11 protein-coding genes and 1 pseudogene are annotated in these 15,162 nt (G+C 60.4%); 10 read left to right on the forward strand and 2 right to left on the reverse strand.

All coding sequences use genetic code 11. From position 1 onward, the window contains the following. The first annotated feature begins 110 nt into the window (after window positions 1-110). The 3 genes and pseudogenes from AMK00_RS33520 to AMK00_RS32390 all read left to right on the forward strand — a co-directional run bounded on the left by AMK00_RS33520 (window position 111) and on the right by AMK00_RS32390 (window position 5,720). Window positions 111-4,820 carry a M10 family metallopeptidase C-terminal domain-containing protein gene (locus tag AMK00_RS33520; RefSeq protein ID WP_064809625.1) on the forward strand — a complete coding sequence of 1,570 codons (4,710 nt, stop codon included), beginning with the start codon at window positions 111-113 and terminating at the stop codon, window positions 4,818-4,820. A gap of 261 nt (window positions 4,821-5,081) precedes the next feature. Then, window positions 5,082-5,515: pseudogene (locus tag AMK00_RS03830) on the forward strand (DUF4174 domain-containing protein). A gap of 37 nt (window positions 5,516-5,552) precedes the next feature. After that, entirely contained in the window at window positions 5,553-5,720 is a 168-nt protein-coding gene (locus AMK00_RS32390; protein ID WP_088395265.1) for a hypothetical protein, read from the forward strand. Here AMK00_RS32390 and AMK00_RS03835 read toward each other — a convergent pair. Continuing rightward, complete coding sequence (locus AMK00_RS03835; RefSeq protein WP_064800734.1) at window positions 5,717-6,598, reverse strand: LysR family transcriptional regulator; 882 nt, start codon at window positions 6,596-6,598, stop codon at window positions 5,717-5,719. The genes AMK00_RS32390 and AMK00_RS03835 overlap by 4 nt on opposite strands. Continuing rightward, on the reverse strand, window positions 6,598-6,909 hold the full coding sequence (locus AMK00_RS03840) for a putative quinol monooxygenase (protein WP_064809626.1): 312 nt from the start codon (window positions 6,907-6,909) through the stop codon (window positions 6,598-6,600). Before AMK00_RS03840 ends, AMK00_RS03835 begins: the two co-directional genes overlap by 1 nt. 165 nt (window positions 6,910-7,074) lie before the next feature. On the opposite strand from AMK00_RS03840, the gene AMK00_RS03845 reads away from it, so the two are divergent. The 7 genes from AMK00_RS03845 (at window position 7,075) to AMK00_RS03875 (ending at window position 15,159) form a co-directional block, all read left to right on the forward strand. Beyond that, entirely contained in the window at window positions 7,075-8,571 is a 1,497-nt protein-coding gene (locus AMK00_RS03845) for a CoA-acylating methylmalonate-semialdehyde dehydrogenase (RefSeq protein WP_064800736.1), read from the forward strand. Between the two features lie 217 nt (window positions 8,572-8,788). Further along, window positions 8,789-9,271 carry an iron-responsive transcriptional regulator RirA gene (rirA, locus tag AMK00_RS03850; RefSeq protein ID WP_064800737.1) on the forward strand — a complete coding sequence of 161 codons (483 nt, stop codon included), beginning with the start codon at window positions 8,789-8,791 and terminating at the stop codon, window positions 9,269-9,271. Between the two features lie 334 nt (window positions 9,272-9,605). Continuing rightward, a complete protein-coding gene (locus tag AMK00_RS03855) occupies window positions 9,606-11,201 on the forward strand; it encodes an ABC transporter substrate-binding protein (protein ID WP_064800738.1) in 1,596 nt (531 codons plus the stop codon). Window positions 11,202-11,288: 87 nt separating this feature from the next. After that, on the forward strand, window positions 11,289-12,293 hold the full coding sequence (locus AMK00_RS03860) for an ABC transporter permease subunit (protein WP_038686996.1): 1,005 nt from the start codon (window positions 11,289-11,291) through the stop codon (window positions 12,291-12,293). A 9-nt stretch (window positions 12,294-12,302) separates the two neighbouring features. Further along, window positions 12,303-13,193 carry an ABC transporter permease subunit gene (locus tag AMK00_RS03865; RefSeq protein ID WP_064809627.1) on the forward strand — a complete coding sequence of 297 codons (891 nt, stop codon included), beginning with the start codon at window positions 12,303-12,305 and terminating at the stop codon, window positions 13,191-13,193. Then, entirely contained in the window at window positions 13,193-14,209 is a 1,017-nt protein-coding gene (locus AMK00_RS03870; RefSeq protein WP_064809628.1) for an ABC transporter ATP-binding protein, read from the forward strand. The genes AMK00_RS03865 and AMK00_RS03870 overlap by 1 nt, the downstream gene beginning before the upstream one ends. After that, a complete protein-coding gene (locus tag AMK00_RS03875) occupies window positions 14,206-15,159 on the forward strand; it encodes a peptide ABC transporter ATP-binding protein (RefSeq protein ID WP_064800742.1) in 954 nt (317 codons plus the stop codon). The genes AMK00_RS03870 and AMK00_RS03875 overlap by 4 nt, the downstream gene beginning before the upstream one ends. Window positions 15,160-15,162 lie beyond the last annotated feature (3 nt).

Here is a 15,162-nt window from a genome sequence, read left to right on the forward strand (position 1 = left end):
AAAACCTTCTCGAACAGAAATAAAGCTTTTAGTTGAATTTCCTCTTCAAATGGAGCAGAGGGAAATCGGCGTTAAGCGCGGCCGAAATGGAATAGGCAGACGGGGATTTTATGACGGACCTCATTACTTCGACGAAGAATGTCATTTCGACTGGGGATCAGAAAGTTGACGGGCTCTTCAGCGGCGCCGCCTGGGACGGAACGATAACCTATGCGTTTCCCACGACCCCGTCATCGTATGACTATAGTGGCGAGAAAAACTATTCTTTCTCGTCAATTTCGTCGCAGCAGAAGTCTCTCGCTTTGTTCTTTATGGAGCAGTCCTATGGGAGCGCGGCAAACGACGGCTTCTCCGTAGAGGGATTTACGAACGCCAACTTTGAGGCCGGAAGTGCGGATACCGCAACGGTGCGGTTCGCTCAATCGTGGCTGCCTCCGACGGCATGGGCCTATACTCCGGATGCCGGCGAGCCGGCAGGCGATGTCTGGTTCGGGACGGAATATGCCGGCACCGAAGATGATCTTCGCTTTCCGAGGTTCGGCAATTATGCAGGCCATACGTTAGCGCACGAGCTGGGTCACGCTCTCGGATTGAAACATGCTCATGAATCGGAAGTTACCAATCCGACGGTCGTTCCGAACGCCTACGACTCGCTCGAATATACGATCATGACCTACCACACGTATGTGGGGGACAGTTTGAGTGGGTACAAGTATGAGCATGATGGCGCGCCGCAAACCTTCATGATGCTCGACATCGCCGCCCTGCAGGAAATGTATGGTGCGGACTACACCACAAACAGTGGCGATACCGTCTACAAATGGAATCCGAACCAGGGCATCACCTATGTCAACGGCGTTGCGGCCATCACGCCCGCTGCCAACCGCATCTTCGCGACAATCTGGGACGGCGGCGGCATCGATACCTATGATTTGAGCGCTTATACCACCGCCCTCAAAATCGACTTGCGAGCAGGGGGGTACTCGGTCTTTTCCCAGGGCCAGTTGGCCGATCTGGGAGGAGGTCCGAATAATGGTTATGCCCGCGGCAACATTTTCAACGCCCTGCTTTATCAGGACAATGTTGCATCATTGATCGAGAATGTTAAGGCCGGCTCCGGCAACGATACGGTTACGGGGAACGAGGCGGACAATACGCTCTGGGGCAATGCCGGAAATGATTCCCTGACCGGCGATTCCGGTAATGATACGCTCAACGGCGGGACCGGAATCGACAAGCTGTCGGGCGGGGTCGGCGACGACATCTACATCGTCGACAATGCCAGCGACTCCGTGATTGAGAATGCCAATGAGGGGACGGATACGGTCCGGACGACGCTTTCTTATACACTCAGCACCAACGTCGAAAACCTGACCTACACCGGCACCACCACGTTCATCGGTGAAGGCAATGCGGCGGCCAATGTGATCACCGGCGGGACGGGATCTGATTGGCTTGATGGGGAGGCCGGCGACGACACGCTGATCGGTGGCGCGGGCGACGATACCTATGAGGTCGATAGTCTCGGCGATATCGTGGTCGAGGCGGTCGACGGCGGCACTGACAAGATCCGGACCGATCTTGCTACTTATTCGCTTGCAGACATCGCCAATGTCGAGAACCTATCCTTCGTAGCTAACGGCAATTTTACTGGTACCGGTAATAGCCTCGACAATATAATCACTAGTGGGTTAGGCGACGATACGCTCTCTGGTGGGGCAGGCAACGATACTCTGGACGGTGGCTGGGGAGCTGACACGCTTATCGGTGGGACCGGCAACGATATTTATGTCGCTTACTATGCCGGCGACACTATCATCGAGAACGTCGACGAGGGCATTGACACGGTTCAGACGTATCTTGCGAGCTACACACTGAGCGCCAACGTCGAGAACCTCACGAAAATCGGCTCGGGTTCTTTTGCCGGCACTGGCAACAACCTCAACAACACCATCACCGGCGGCGCGGCCATCGATATTTTGTCGGGCGGTGCCGGTGATGACACCCTGAATGGCGGGGCTGGCGCCGACACGCTGATCGGGGGGACGGGCAACGACACTTACATTGTTGACAACGCGTCCGACGTCGTCACCGAAAACGCCGATGAGGGCATCGATACGGTGCAAACGGCGCTGGCAAGCTACACTCTGGCCGCCAATGTCGACAATCTCACCTATAGCGGCACGGCAGCCTTTACCGGGACGGGCAATAGCCTCGCCAATACGATCCGGGGTGCGGCAGGTGCCGACACCCTGGACGGGAAGGCCGGAGCAGACATACTGCTCGGCGGAGCGGGCAACGACACCTATCTTGTCGATAACGTTGGCGACGTCGTCACTGAAAGGCCGAATGAAGGAGCCGATCTGGTCAAGACGACGTTTTCTTCCTATGCTTTGACCAATAATGTCGAAAACTTGATCTTCATCGGCACCGGTGATTTCGCTGGGACTGGGAATGGTCTCGCGAATACGATCACCGGCGGCGCCGGCAACGATCTTCTGGACGGTGGCGCCGGCAACGACACGCTTGACGGTGGTGCTGGCAACGACATCTATGTGGTCGACAGTGCGAGCGACGTGATCAAGGAGGCGGTCGGCGCCGGCACCGACGAAATCCGCACGGCGCTTGAAGCCTATTCGATCGCCGCATTGGTCAATGTCGAGAACCTGACCTACACGGGATCCGCCAGCTTCACCGGCACCGGCAATGCGCTTGCCAACACGATCACCGGCGACGCCGGCAATGACACGCTGAATGGCGGGGCCGGTACGGACAGCTTGATCGGCGGTGAGGGTGACGACACCTACATCGTCGACAATGCCGGCGACATCGTCACTGAAAGCGCCGATGAGGGAGCCGACACGGTTCGCACGACACTGACGAGCTATACGCTTGGCAGCGACGTCGAGAACCTGAGCTTTATCGGCACGGCAGCCTTTGCCGGGACAGGCAATAGCCTCGCCAATACGATCACCGGCGGCGCCGGCAATGACACGCTTGATGGCGCGGCTGGTGCGGACATCTTGATCGGTGGTGCGGGCAACGACACCTATATCATCGACAATGCCGGCGACATCGTCACCGAAGCGGCCGTCGTCGGTATCGACACGGTTCGCACGACGCTGGCCGCCTACACACTGGGTGCGAATGTCGAGAACCTGCTCTTTACGGGATCCGGCAGCTTCACCGGCACCGGCAATGCGCTCGCCAACACGATCACCAGCGGCGCCGGCAACGACACGCTGGACGGCGGCGCCGGCAACGACACGCTTGACGGTGGTGCCGGCAACGACATCTATGTGGTCGACAGTGCCAGCGACGTGATCAAGGAGGCGGTCGGCGCCGGCACCGACGAAATCCGCACGGCGCTTGCAGCCTATTCGATCGCCGCATTGGTCAATGTCGAGAACCTGACCTATACGGGATCCGCCAACTTCACCGGCACCGGCAATGCGTTCGCCAACACGATCACCGGCGGCGCCGGCAACGATCTGCTGAATGGCGGCGCAGATGCGGATACCTTGATCGGCGGTGCGGGCAACGACACCTACATCGTCGACGATGCCGGCGACATCGTCACCGAAGCGGCCGATGAGGGGATCGACACGGTTCGCACGACGCTGGCGAACTACACACTTGGCAGCGACGTCGAGAACCTCACCAATATCGGCACGGCAGCCTTCGTCGGAACAGGCAATGATCTCGACAACACGATCACGGGTGGCGCTGCCGCCGATACGCTTTCCGGCGGCGTCGGCAACGATACGCTGAATGGTGGGGGCGGTGCCGATCGCTTGATCGGCGGGGCGGGCGACGACACCTATATCGTCGATCATGCCGGCGACATCGTCACCGAAGCCGCCAGCGCCGGGACCGACACGGTTCGCACGACCCTGGCAAGCTATACGCTTGGCAGCGATGTCGAACATCTCACCTACATCGGCACGGCAGCCTTTGTCGGGATAGGCAATAGCCTCGACAACACGATCACGGGTGGCGCTGCCGCCGATACGCTTGCCGGCGGCGACGGCAACGATACGCTGAATGGTGGAGCCGGGGCCGATCGTTTGATCGGCGGGACAGGCGACGACACCTATATCGTCGACAATGCCGGCGACATGGTCACCGAAGCGGCCGACGCAGGGACCGACACGGTTCGCACGACACTGGCAGGCTATACGCTCGGCAACAATGTCGAGAACCTGACCTATACCGGATCGGCCAACTTCAGCGGCGCCGGCAATGGTCTCGCCAACACGATCACCGGCGGCGCCGGCAATGACACGCTGAATGGCGCGGCAGGTGCGGACACCTTGATCGGTGGTGCGGGCCACGACACCTACATCGTCGATAATGCCGGCGACATCGTCACCGAAGCCGCCGACGCAGGGACCGATACGGTTCGCACGATACTGGCCGCCTACACGTTGGAGACCAATGTCGAGAACCTCACATTTATCGGAACGGGGCCCTTTGCCGGAACAGGGAATGCGCTAGACAACGTTATCGTCGGCGGCAGTGGTTCAAATACACTGACGGGTGGCGCCGGCAACGATACCCTCACTGGGGGGGCGGCAGCCGATGTCTTCGTTTATTCGTCGAACTGGGGCCACGATACGATCACCAACTTCGTGGCAACCGGCTCCGCACATGACGCAATCTCGATCGACCACAACATTTTCGTCGATTGGGAATCGCTTTTTGCGGCAAGCGAGCAGTCCGGGAATGATACAGTTATCATGGCCGATCCCGACAACACCATAACGTTAAGGAATGTCGCTCTTTCAAGTCTGCAGTCGTGGGACTTCTTGTTCGCTTGATCTATGCTCGGACCGCGCGGCACATTTTTGCCGGGGAGAGGATGAACACGTAACGGCGTGAGTCAATTCCGGCGGATATTGACGGACGTCGTTGCGGGCGTAGCTCGTTCGATCAACGGTGGGCACGGCAGCGGGATCAGCGCATGTCGCGCAAAAGTGCAGCGCGCAATCTGCAGGTGAGGGCACGAAAACCAGGATCCTGTCGATTAGATGGAACCCGTGCCATCTCGGACCGTTCTCCAAGCTGACGGGAGAATACGCATGTCGAAAACCCTGCTCTACGGCGCGACCAAGATCGACGAGACGAACGGCGCTATTCGCCAATCGAAAGCCTGGCCGCATTCCAGTGGAAGAATCGCGTCTTCATTCTTTTCGCCGACAGGGACAATGCCCGCGCGGCGCACCAGGAAAACCAGCTGCTGGCCGACCGCAGCGCGCTCGATGAACGCGATATGGTGGTGCTGAAGGTTTCGGGCGGCAAGGTCCGGGCGCTTTTCGGCGCTGCCGATGGCCTCGACGGCGAAGCGATCCGCTGCGATCTCGATGCGCCGGAGACGGGTGAATTCGCCGCCTTCCTTGTCGGCAAGGACGGCACCGTCAAGCTCAAGGTCAGCGAGCCGATCAACAGTGGCGAGCTCTTCATCATTATCGACAGTATGCCGCTGCGCGCGGAGATGCTGAAGTCGGACAAATAGCCCCGACAAACATCGCAAACATAAAAGGGAGGCGGTCATGTCCGTGCCCAACGAACCCATTCCCGATCAGCCGCCGATGCCGGCACCCGGCTGGAAACCGGTGCCGCCGATCACCGAGCCGGAGCCGGACCGGCTTCCGGACGAGGCGCCTGTTCCAAATCCGGATGAAAACGACGAGCCGGCCAAGCACGTTTCGGAGACTTAAAGGAAGATGTGGCGCTCGGCGCCGACGAGTTCCTGCAGGAAATCGACGACGCTTCTGACGCGAACGAGATCGCGCGCCGTTTCGTGATAGGTCGTCCAATAGGCGCGCCGGATCGAAATGTCAGGCAGGATGCGCTCGAGCTCCGTATACTGCCGGGCGATATAATCGTGCAGGATGCCGATGCCGGCGCCTGATCGCACCGCCTCCGTCTGGCCGATCGCCGTCGAGATTTCGAAGCCGGCGTCCCAGCTGCGCATTACCTCGCCGGAGAAATTCAACGAGGCGGTGAAGATCAGATCCTCGACATAGCCGATGCGCGGATGCGCCTTCAGCGCCTCGACATCGCCCGGTCTGCCGTGTGAGGCGAGGTAGTCGCGCGAGGCATAGAGGCCGAGCGTATAGTCCGTCAGCTTGGAGGAGACGAGCCGGCCCTGTTCGGGACGTTCCAGCGTGATGGCGATATCGGCCTCACGCTGCGACAGCGAGAAGGAGCGCGGCACCGGCACGAGCTGGATCTTCAGCTCCGGGTGGCGTTCGATCAGCCTGCCCATGCGGGGTGCCAGAAAGGAGACGCCGAAACCATCGGGCGCGCCGACGCGCACCGTCCCGGCGATCGCCGTGTCGGTGTGGCCGAGATTGGCCTGCGCCGCGAGCATTTCGGTTTCCATCCGCTCGGCGGCATTAAGGAAGATGCCACCTTCGGCCGTCAGCTCGCAGCCGTTCGTGCGGCGGACGAAGAGCCGCGTCTTCAGTGCCGCTTCGAGCGACGTCAGCCGGCGCGAAAGCGTGGCGTGGTTAAGCCCCAGGCGTTTCGAAGCGGCAAGGATCTGTCCGGTTCGGGCGACGGCCAGGAAAATGCGAACGTCATCCCAGTTCATCACTTGGTCCGCATTGCAATCGGGTCGACATCGATCAGCGTCAGCGACGTCACCATGCCGGCCGTCTCGCTTTTATATTTGAGGAAATGCGGTGTCCGCAGGTGCGCCTCATAGGCCTCCCGGTCGGCGTAGACTTCGAGAATACGAACGCGGCTTGGAGCTTCGCGGATGGAAACAGCGCTCAGCGAAAGGACGCCGTCTTCCAGAGCGACCGAAGCCTCGATTTCCTCCGCAAGCAATGCGCGATAGGCTTCAAGCCTCTCGGCGGCGATCTCCAGCTCAGCCATTCGCACGACCGGATTTTGGCTCATCGATGGGCCCTCCCTGAGTTTGACTTGTCCGCATGCCGCGCCAAGTTTGGAAGCAGCAGCACCTGCATAGAAACTATAAAACGTGCACAACGGTTGCTTATATCAACGCATTGATTTGTGCAAATTGAAGTGCGATTGTAGGTCATCCAAACAGGAGGAACATCCATGCGTGAGATCGGACATTTCATCGGCGGCAAGCAGGTCGCCGGCACCAGCGGCCGCGTGAGCAACGTCTACAATCCGGCGACCGGCGAAGTGCAGGCGACCGTCGCCCTCGCCAGCGTCGAGGAGCTTCGCGCCGCCGTCGAGAACGCCAAGGCCGCGCAGCCGAAATGGGCTGCCACCAACCCGCAGCGCCGCGCTCGCGTCTTCTTCAAGTTCGTCGAGCTCCTGAACAAGCATATGGACGAACTTGCCGAATTGATTTCGAAGGAACACGGCAAGACGATCGAGGACGCCAAGGGCGACGTCGTTCGCGGCCTCGAAGTCTGCGAATTCGTCTGCGGCATCCCGCATCTCGCCAAGGGCGAATTCACCGAGGGCGCGGGTCCGGCGATCGACATGTATTCGATCCGCCAGCCGGTCGGCATCGGCGCCGGCATCACGCCTTTCAATTTCCCCGGCATGATCCCGATGTGGATGTTCGCGCCGGCGATCGCCTGCGGCAATGCCTTCATCCTGAAGCCCTCCGAGCGTGATCCGTCCCTGCCAATCCGTCTTGCCGAACTGATGATCGAAGCCGGTCTTCCCGCCGGCATCCTCAATGTCGTCAACGGCGACAAGGGCGCCGTCGACGCCATCCTCACCGATCCGGATATCGGCGCCGTCTCCTTCGTCGGCTCGACGCCGATCGCCCGCTACGTCTACGGCACGGCGGCGATGAACGGCAAACGCGCCCAGTGCTTCGGCGGCGCGAAGAACCACATGATCATCATGCCGGATGCCGACATGGACCAAGCCGTCAACGCGCTGATGGGCGCCGGCTACGGTTCGGCCGGCGAGCGCTGCATGGCGATCTCGGTTGCCGTTCCGGTCGGCGAGGAGACCGCCAACCGCCTGGTCGAGAAGCTGACGCCGAAGATCGAATCGCTGCGCATCGGCCCTTACACAGACGAGAAGGCCGACATGGGCCCGCTCGTCACCAAGGAAGCCTATAACCGTGTTCGCGGCTTGATCGACCGCGGCATCGAGGAAGGCGCCAAGCTCGTCGTCGACGGCCGCGACTTCAAGCTCCAAGGCTATGAAGACGGCTATTTCGTCGGCGGTTGCCTGTTCGATCACGTCACGCCGGACATGGATATCTACAAGACCGAGATCTTCGGGCCTGTCCTTTCCGTCGTTCGCGCCCAGAACTATGAAGAAGCACTGTCGCTGCCGATGAAGCACGAATACGGCAACGGCGTCGCGATCTACACCCGCGACGGCGATGCTGCCCGCGATTTTGCCTCGCGCATCAATATCGGCATGATCGGCGTCAACGTTCCGATCCCGGTTCCGCTCGCCTACCACTCTTTCGGTGGCTGGAAGGCATCGAGCTTCGGCGACCTCAACCAGCACGGCACGGATTCGATCAAGTTCTGGACGAAGACCAAGACCGTCACCGCCCGCTGGCCTTCCGGCATCAAGAGCGGCGCAGAATTCGTCATGCCGACGATGAAGTAATCTGGACGATCACTCGACCTGCAATTCGGGGGCCCTTTGGCCCCCGTTTCATTTGAGCGTTGGCAGCCATTTTGGACTACAACCGGAAGACCACGGAGCAGGATTGACGTTGTGGCAAATGGCCTCATAAGCTGAATGCAAATTTCATATTTTGGAATTGTTCAAAACTGTCAAACCGCCTATATACGTCTGAACAGGCACGAGTCAGGAGATCGGCATGCGGTTGACGAAGCAGACCAACTATGCGGTTCGCATGTTGATGTATTGTGCTGCCAACGAAGGGCAGCTGAGCCGGATTCCGGAAATTGCCAAGGCCTACGGGGTTTCCGAACTCTTTCTTTTCAAGATCCTCCAGCCGCTGAACAAGGCCGGCCTGGTGGAGACGGTCCGCGGCCGCAACGGCGGTGTGCGCCTGGGCAAGCCGGCGGCCGAAATCACGCTCTTCGACGTTGTCCGGGTCACGGAAGACAGTTTTGCCATGGCCGAATGCTTCGAGGATGATGGCATGGTCGAATGCCCGCTGGTCGACAGCTGTGGCTTGAACTCGGCGCTGCGCAAGGCGCTCAACGCCTTCTTCGGCGTGCTCTCCGAATATTCGATCGATGACCTCGTCAAGGCCCGCCCCCAGATCAATTTCCTCCTCGGTATCACCGGCGAGCACCACTACCGCAAGCCGGCGGCCGTTGCCCCCGCCGCCTGATTGCAAGAAACAGGTCTGACTTATGAAACCGCGGTTGCCTCGGCAATCGCGGTTTTTGTTTGCGGCCTCTGGTTGCGCTTAGGGATGCTGAAATGTCCAGCATGCGCTGCTGAGAGGGCGCAATTATCCAAAATGCGACGAAATGCCGGACATTTTTATCCGAAAATTTCCGAATGAGGCTGATTTTTGACGAAAAATTTCTAAAATTGTCCAGCTGGAAAAATTTTCTCCGTAGCCCGTTGCTTTCAGTAGATAAATGTCGTTCCATCGACCGTCGATCGGGATGCCTTTGTGGTCTCCAGACATCAAAAAAGAACAACCGGGAAACAATATTATGAAAAAGATCTCTGTCATGCTGGCAGCGACGGCCCTGATTTCGGTCATGGCGACGTCGGCCTGGTCCAAGACCCTTGTTTATTGCTCCGAGGGTTCGCCGGAAGGCTTCGACCCGAGCCTCTATACGGCAGGCACGACCTTCGATGCGTCCTCGCGCACCGTCTACAGCCGCCTCGTCGAATTCAAGCATGGCGGCACCGAGATCGAACCCGGTTTGGCCGACAGCTGGAGCGTTTCGGACGACGGCAAGGAATACACTTTCAAACTTCATCCCGGCGTCAAGTTCCAGACCACCGACTTCTTCACGCCGACGCGCGATTTCAACGCCGACGACGTCGTCTTCTCCTTCGAGCGTCAGCTGAAGTCCGACAATCCGTGGAACAAGTATGTCGAGGGCGGTTCTTACGAATACGCCGCCGGCATGGGCTTCCCGGAACTGATCAAGTCGGTCGAGAAGGTCGATGACCTCACGGTGAAGTTCACGCTCAACCATCCCGAAGCACCGTTCCTGGCCGACCTCGCCATGGACTTTGCTTCCATCATGTCCAAGGAATATGCCGACAAGCTGGCCGCCGACGGCAAGATGGCGCAGCTGAACCAGCAGCCGCTCGGTACCGGCCCCTACACCTTCGTCGCCTATCAGCCGGATGCCGTCATCCGCTACAAGGCGAACGAAACCTATTTTAAGGGCAAGGAAAAGATCGACGATCTGGTTTTCGCCATCACCTCTGACGCCGCCGTCCGCGCTCAGAAGCTGAAGGCCGGCGAGTGCCACCTGATTCCTTATCCGAATGCCGCCGACGTTCCTGAACTGAAGAAGGACAAGAACCTCGTTGTCGAGGAGCAGGCTGGCCTCAATGTCAGCTACCTCGCCTACAACACGCAGATGGCGCCCTTCGACAAGCCGGAGGTTCGCCGGGCGCTCAACATGGCGATCAACAAGCAGGCGATCGTCGACGCCGTCTTCCAGGGCGCGGCCACCGTTGCCAAGAACCCGATCCCGCCGACCATGTGGTCCTATAACGACGCCGTTCAGGACGACAAGTACGATCCGGATGCGGCCAAGAAGGCTCTCGCCGATGCCGGCGTCAAGGATCTCAGCATGAAGGTCTGGGCGATGCCGGTGTCGCGCCCCTACATGCTGAACGCACGCCGCGCCGCCGAACTGATCCAGGCCGATTTCGCCAAGGTCGGGGTCAAGGTCGAGATCGTCACGCATGAGTGGGCCGAGTACCTGAAGCTTTCCTCCGACGTGAAGCGCGATGGCGCCGTCATCCTCGGCTGGACCGGCGACAACGGCGATCCCGACAACTTCATGGATACGCTGCTCGGCTGCGATGCCGTCGGCGGCAACAACCGCGCCCAGTGGTGCAACAAGGAATACGACGACCTCATGACGAAGGCCAAGATGACGGCCGATGTCGGCGAGCGCACCAAGGCCTATGAGCAGGCGCAGCTGATCTTCAAGAAGGAAGGCCCTTGGGCGACCCTCGACCATTCGCTCGTCTTCGTTCCGATGAGCAAGAAAGTCTCGGGCTTCAAGATGGACCCGCTCGGCATTCACCGTTTCGACGGCGTCGACGTATCCGAATAACAAGAATAATGTAAAAATGCCCGGTAGTACTGGGCACAGCCGGCGGTCAGGACCCTCCTGACCGCCGGAAACTATTGGACATCTGCCATGTTGCGTTTTTTCATCGGCCGCCTTGCGGTGCTGATCCCGACATTCCTCGGCGTTTCCCTGATTGCCTTCTCTTTCATCCGCCTGCTGCCCGGAGATCCCGTGATGCTGCTCTCGGGTGAACGCGTCATGGCGCCGGAGCGGCACGCCCAGATCATGCACGATCTCGGTTTCGACCGGCCCATGTATATGCAGTATTTCGATTATCTCGGAAAAGTGCTGCAGGGCGATCTCGGCACCTCGATCGTCACCAAGCGGCCGGTCCTCGGCGAATTCCTGACATTGTTTCCGGCAACGCTGGAACTGTCCTTCTGCGCCATCATCCTTGCCGTCTGTCTCGGCGTGCCCGCCGGCGTCTTTGCCGCCGTCAAGCGAGGCACGTGGTTCGATCAGAGCGTGATGGGTGTCGCCCTCGTCGGTTATTCCATGCCGATTTTCTGGTGGGGTCTGCTGCTCATCATCTTCTTCTCCGGCTATCTCGGCTGGACGCCGGTTTCCGGCCGTATCTCCCTGATGTATTTCTTCAAGCCGGTGACCGGCTTCATGCTGATCGACAGCCTGCTGTCAGGTCAGAAAGGGGCCTTTGCCTCGGCCGTCAGCTATCTCATTCTGCCGACCATCGTGCTGGCGACCATCCCGCTCGCCGTCATCGCCCGCCAGACGCGCTCGGCCATGCTTGAGGTTCTCGGCGAGGACTATGTCCGCACCGCACGCTCGAAAGGTTTGAAGCCGCTGCGCGTCGTCGGCGTGCATGCGCTGCGCAATGCAATGATCCCCGTCATCACCACGATCGGCCTGCAGATCGGTGTCCTTCTTGCCGGCGCCATCCTCACCGAGACGATCTTCTCCTGGCCGGGCATCGGCAAATGGATGGTCGATTCGGTGTTCAAGCGCGATTACGCGGTGGTGCAGGGCGGCCTTCTCCTGATCGCCGGGGTCATCATGCTGGTCAATCTGATTGTTGACGTCCTCTACGGCTTCATCAATCCGCGCATTCGTCACTAGGAGCGGTCCATGAGCACGGTCACCGTCAAAACCGGCCAGCCATCCGCTCTTGCGGAATTCTGGCATTATTTCTCCCGTAACAAGGGTGCCGTCATCGGCCTCGTTGTTTTCGTCATCATTCTCGCCGTTGCGATCTTTGCACCGGTTTTTGCGCCGCATGCGCCGAACGAGCAGAATCGTGAAGTGCTCTTGGCAGTGCCGGCCTGGATGGAAGGAGGCCACGCTTCCTTTCCGCTCGGGACGGATGCCGTCGGCCGCGATATCCTCTCGCGGCTGATCTATGGAGCGCGGTTCTCGCTCTTCATCGGCGTCGTGGTCGTCACGCTTTCAGTCATATGCGGCGTGCTGATCGGCCTCGTCGCCGGTTATTTCCGCGGCCGAATCGATACCGCCATCATGCGCCTGATGGACATCATCCTGGCCTTCCCGTCGCTGCTGCTCGCGCTCGTGCTGGTGGCGGTCCTGGGTCCCGGCCTTACCAATGCGATGATCGCGATTTCGCTGGTTAACCAACCGCATTTCGTGCGGTTGACCCGCGCCTCGGTCATTTCCGAGCGTGAGAAGGAATATGTGATCGCCTCGCGCGTCGCCGGCGCGGGAACGCTCCGCTTGATGTTCAAGACGATCCTGCCGAACTGTCTCGGCCCCCTGATCGTTCAGGCGACGCTTGCCTTTTCGGCGGCGATCCTCGATGCCGCCGCCCTCGGCTTTCTCGGTATGGGCGCTCAGCCCCCGACACCCGAATGGGGCACCATGCTTGCCGAGTCCCGCGAATTCATCTCGCGCGCCTGGTGGGTCGTGACATTTCCGGGTCTTGCCATCCTCATCACCGTTCTTGCCATCAACCTGATGGGCGATGGCCTGCGCGATGCGCTTGACCCCAAACTGAAGAGGTCGTGATGCCGCTCCTCGAAATCGAAAATCTGACTGTCGAATTCCAGACGTCATCCGGTCTTTTCCGCGCCGTCGACGGCGTATCGCTGACTTGCGACAAGGGTGAAATCCTGTCGGTCGTCGGTGAATCCGGCTCGGGCAAATCCGTTGCCATGCTGGCCCTGATGGGTCTTCTGCCCTGGACCGCCAGGATCACCGCCGACCGCCTGCAGTTCGACGGCCAGGATCTGCGCGGCATCTCCGCCCGCCGGCGCCGCCGGATCGTCGGCAAGGAGATGGCGATGATTTTCCAGGAGCCGATGTCGAGCCTGAACCCGTGCTTCACGGTCGGCTTCCAGCTCGGCGAGACGCTACGCGTCCATATGGGCCTCAACCGGAAGGAGCGCCGTGAACGTTCGATCGAACTCTTGAGCCTCGTCGGCATTCCGGCGCCGGAGGACCGCCTGTCGAACTTCCCGCACCAGATGTCGGGCGGCATGAGCCAGCGCGTCATGATCGCCATGGCGCTCGCCTGCAATCCGAAGCTCCTCATCGCCGACGAGCCGACGACGGCGCTCGACGTGACGATCCAGGCGCAGATCCTCGATCTGCTCGTGCGCCTGCAGAAGGAGCAGGGCATGGCGCTGGTGCTGATCACCCATGACATGGGCGTCGTTGCCGAAACCGCCGAGCGCGTGCAGGTGCAATATGCCGGCCAGAAGGTCGAGGAGCAACCGGTGAAAGCGCTGTTCCGCGATCCGCATCACCCCTATACGGCAGCCCTGCTCGCCGCCCTGCCGGAACGCGCCCAGGTCGGCCAGCGTCTTCCCTCGATCGCCGGTGTCGTTCCCGGCCAGCACGGCCGTCCGACGGGCTGTCTTTTCGCCCCGCGCTGCGGCTATGCAACGGTCGAATGCGAGCGCGGTGTGGTGCGCCAGGGACCGGAACTTGGGCTGGCGTTGTGCAACTATCCTTTGAAGGACGGCAAGCCGCTCGGGCACCCCGGCGTCATGGCCAATGAAACTGCAGGAGACCTGGTATGACAGGCGCTGTTCTCGAGGGCAGGGATCTCGCCCGTTTCTACACCGTCAACCGCGGTCTCTTCAAAGCCGACGCCACGGTCAGGGCGCTGAACGGCGTCAGCTTCAGCCTCCATTCCGGCAAGACCCTTGCCGTCGTCGGCGAATCCGGCTGCGGCAAGTCGACGCTTGCCCGTCTGGTCACGATGATCGAGGATCCGACGGCCGGCGAATTGCTGATCGACGGCAAGCCGGCGCGGGTCGGCGACCGCAGCCTGCGCAGCCAGGTGCAGATCGTTTTCCAGAATCCCTATGGCTCGCTCAACCCGCGCCAGAAGGTCGGTGCAATTCTGGACGAGCCGCTGAAGATCAATACCGATCTCGATGCCAGCGCCCGCCGCCGCAAGGTGGAGGAGATGATGGCCCGCGTCGGGCTGCGCCCGGAACACCATGGCCGTTATCCCCATATGTTCTCCGGCGGCCAGCGCCAGCGCATCGCCATTGCCCGCGCGCTGATGCTGCGGCCGAAGGTGCTGGTGCTCGACGAACCGGTTTCGGCCCTCGACCTGTCGATCCAGGCGCAGGTGCTGAACTTGCTTATGGACCTGCAGAAGGAGATGGGCCTTGCCTATCTCTTCATCTCGCACGGCCTCTCGGTCGTCCATCACATCGCCGACGAGGTGATGGTGATGTATCTCGGCCGCCCGATCGAAACCGGTCCTGCCGCCGAAGTCTTCGCCCGTCCGCGCCATCCCTACACGGCCGCCTTGCTGTCGGCGACCCCGATCGCCGATCCCGAGCGCGAGAAGAACCGCATCCGCCTGCAGGGTGAACTGCCGTCGCCGCTGAAGCCGCCGTCCGGCTGCCACTTCAATCCGCGCTGCTGGAAGGCGCAGGACTATTGTCGGCAGGTTTCTCCCGAATTAAGTGGAGAAGGCGCACAACAATATGCCTGTCATTTCCCGCTCGACTGAGCG

Source organism: Rhizobium sp. N621, from assembly GCF_001664325.1.
Lineage (GTDB): Bacteria > Pseudomonadota > Alphaproteobacteria > Rhizobiales > Rhizobiaceae > Rhizobium > Rhizobium esperanzae.

Bases quoted from the DNA above. Each gene is read 5' to 3' on its own strand.
- rirA (WP_064800737.1), top strand. From the start codon at position 8,789: ATGCGGTTGACGAAGCAGACCAACTATGCGGTTCGCATGTTGATGTAT.
- AMK00_RS03840 (WP_064809626.1), bottom strand. From the start codon at position 6,909: ATGAGCCAAAATCCGGTCGTGCGAATGGCTGAGCTGGAGATCGCCGCC.
- AMK00_RS03835 (WP_064800734.1), bottom strand. From the start codon at position 6,598: ATGAACTGGGATGACGTTCGCATTTTCCTGGCCGTCGCCCGAACCGGA.
- AMK00_RS03845 (WP_064800736.1), top strand. From the start codon at position 7,075: ATGCGTGAGATCGGACATTTCATCGGCGGCAAGCAGGTCGCCGGCACC.
- AMK00_RS03860 (WP_038686996.1), top strand. From the start codon at position 11,289: ATGTTGCGTTTTTTCATCGGCCGCCTTGCGGTGCTGATCCCGACATTC.
- AMK00_RS03855 (WP_064800738.1), top strand. From the start codon at position 9,606: ATGAAAAAGATCTCTGTCATGCTGGCAGCGACGGCCCTGATTTCGGTC.
- AMK00_RS03875 (WP_064800742.1), top strand. From the start codon at position 14,206: ATGACAGGCGCTGTTCTCGAGGGCAGGGATCTCGCCCGTTTCTACACC.
- AMK00_RS03865 (WP_064809627.1), top strand. From the start codon at position 12,303: ATGAGCACGGTCACCGTCAAAACCGGCCAGCCATCCGCTCTTGCGGAA.
- AMK00_RS33520 (WP_064809625.1), top strand. From the start codon at position 111: ATGACGGACCTCATTACTTCGACGAAGAATGTCATTTCGACTGGGGAT.
- AMK00_RS32390 (WP_088395265.1), top strand. From the start codon at position 5,553: ATGTCCGTGCCCAACGAACCCATTCCCGATCAGCCGCCGATGCCGGCA.
- AMK00_RS03870 (WP_064809628.1), top strand. From the start codon at position 13,193: ATGCCGCTCCTCGAAATCGAAAATCTGACTGTCGAATTCCAGACGTCA.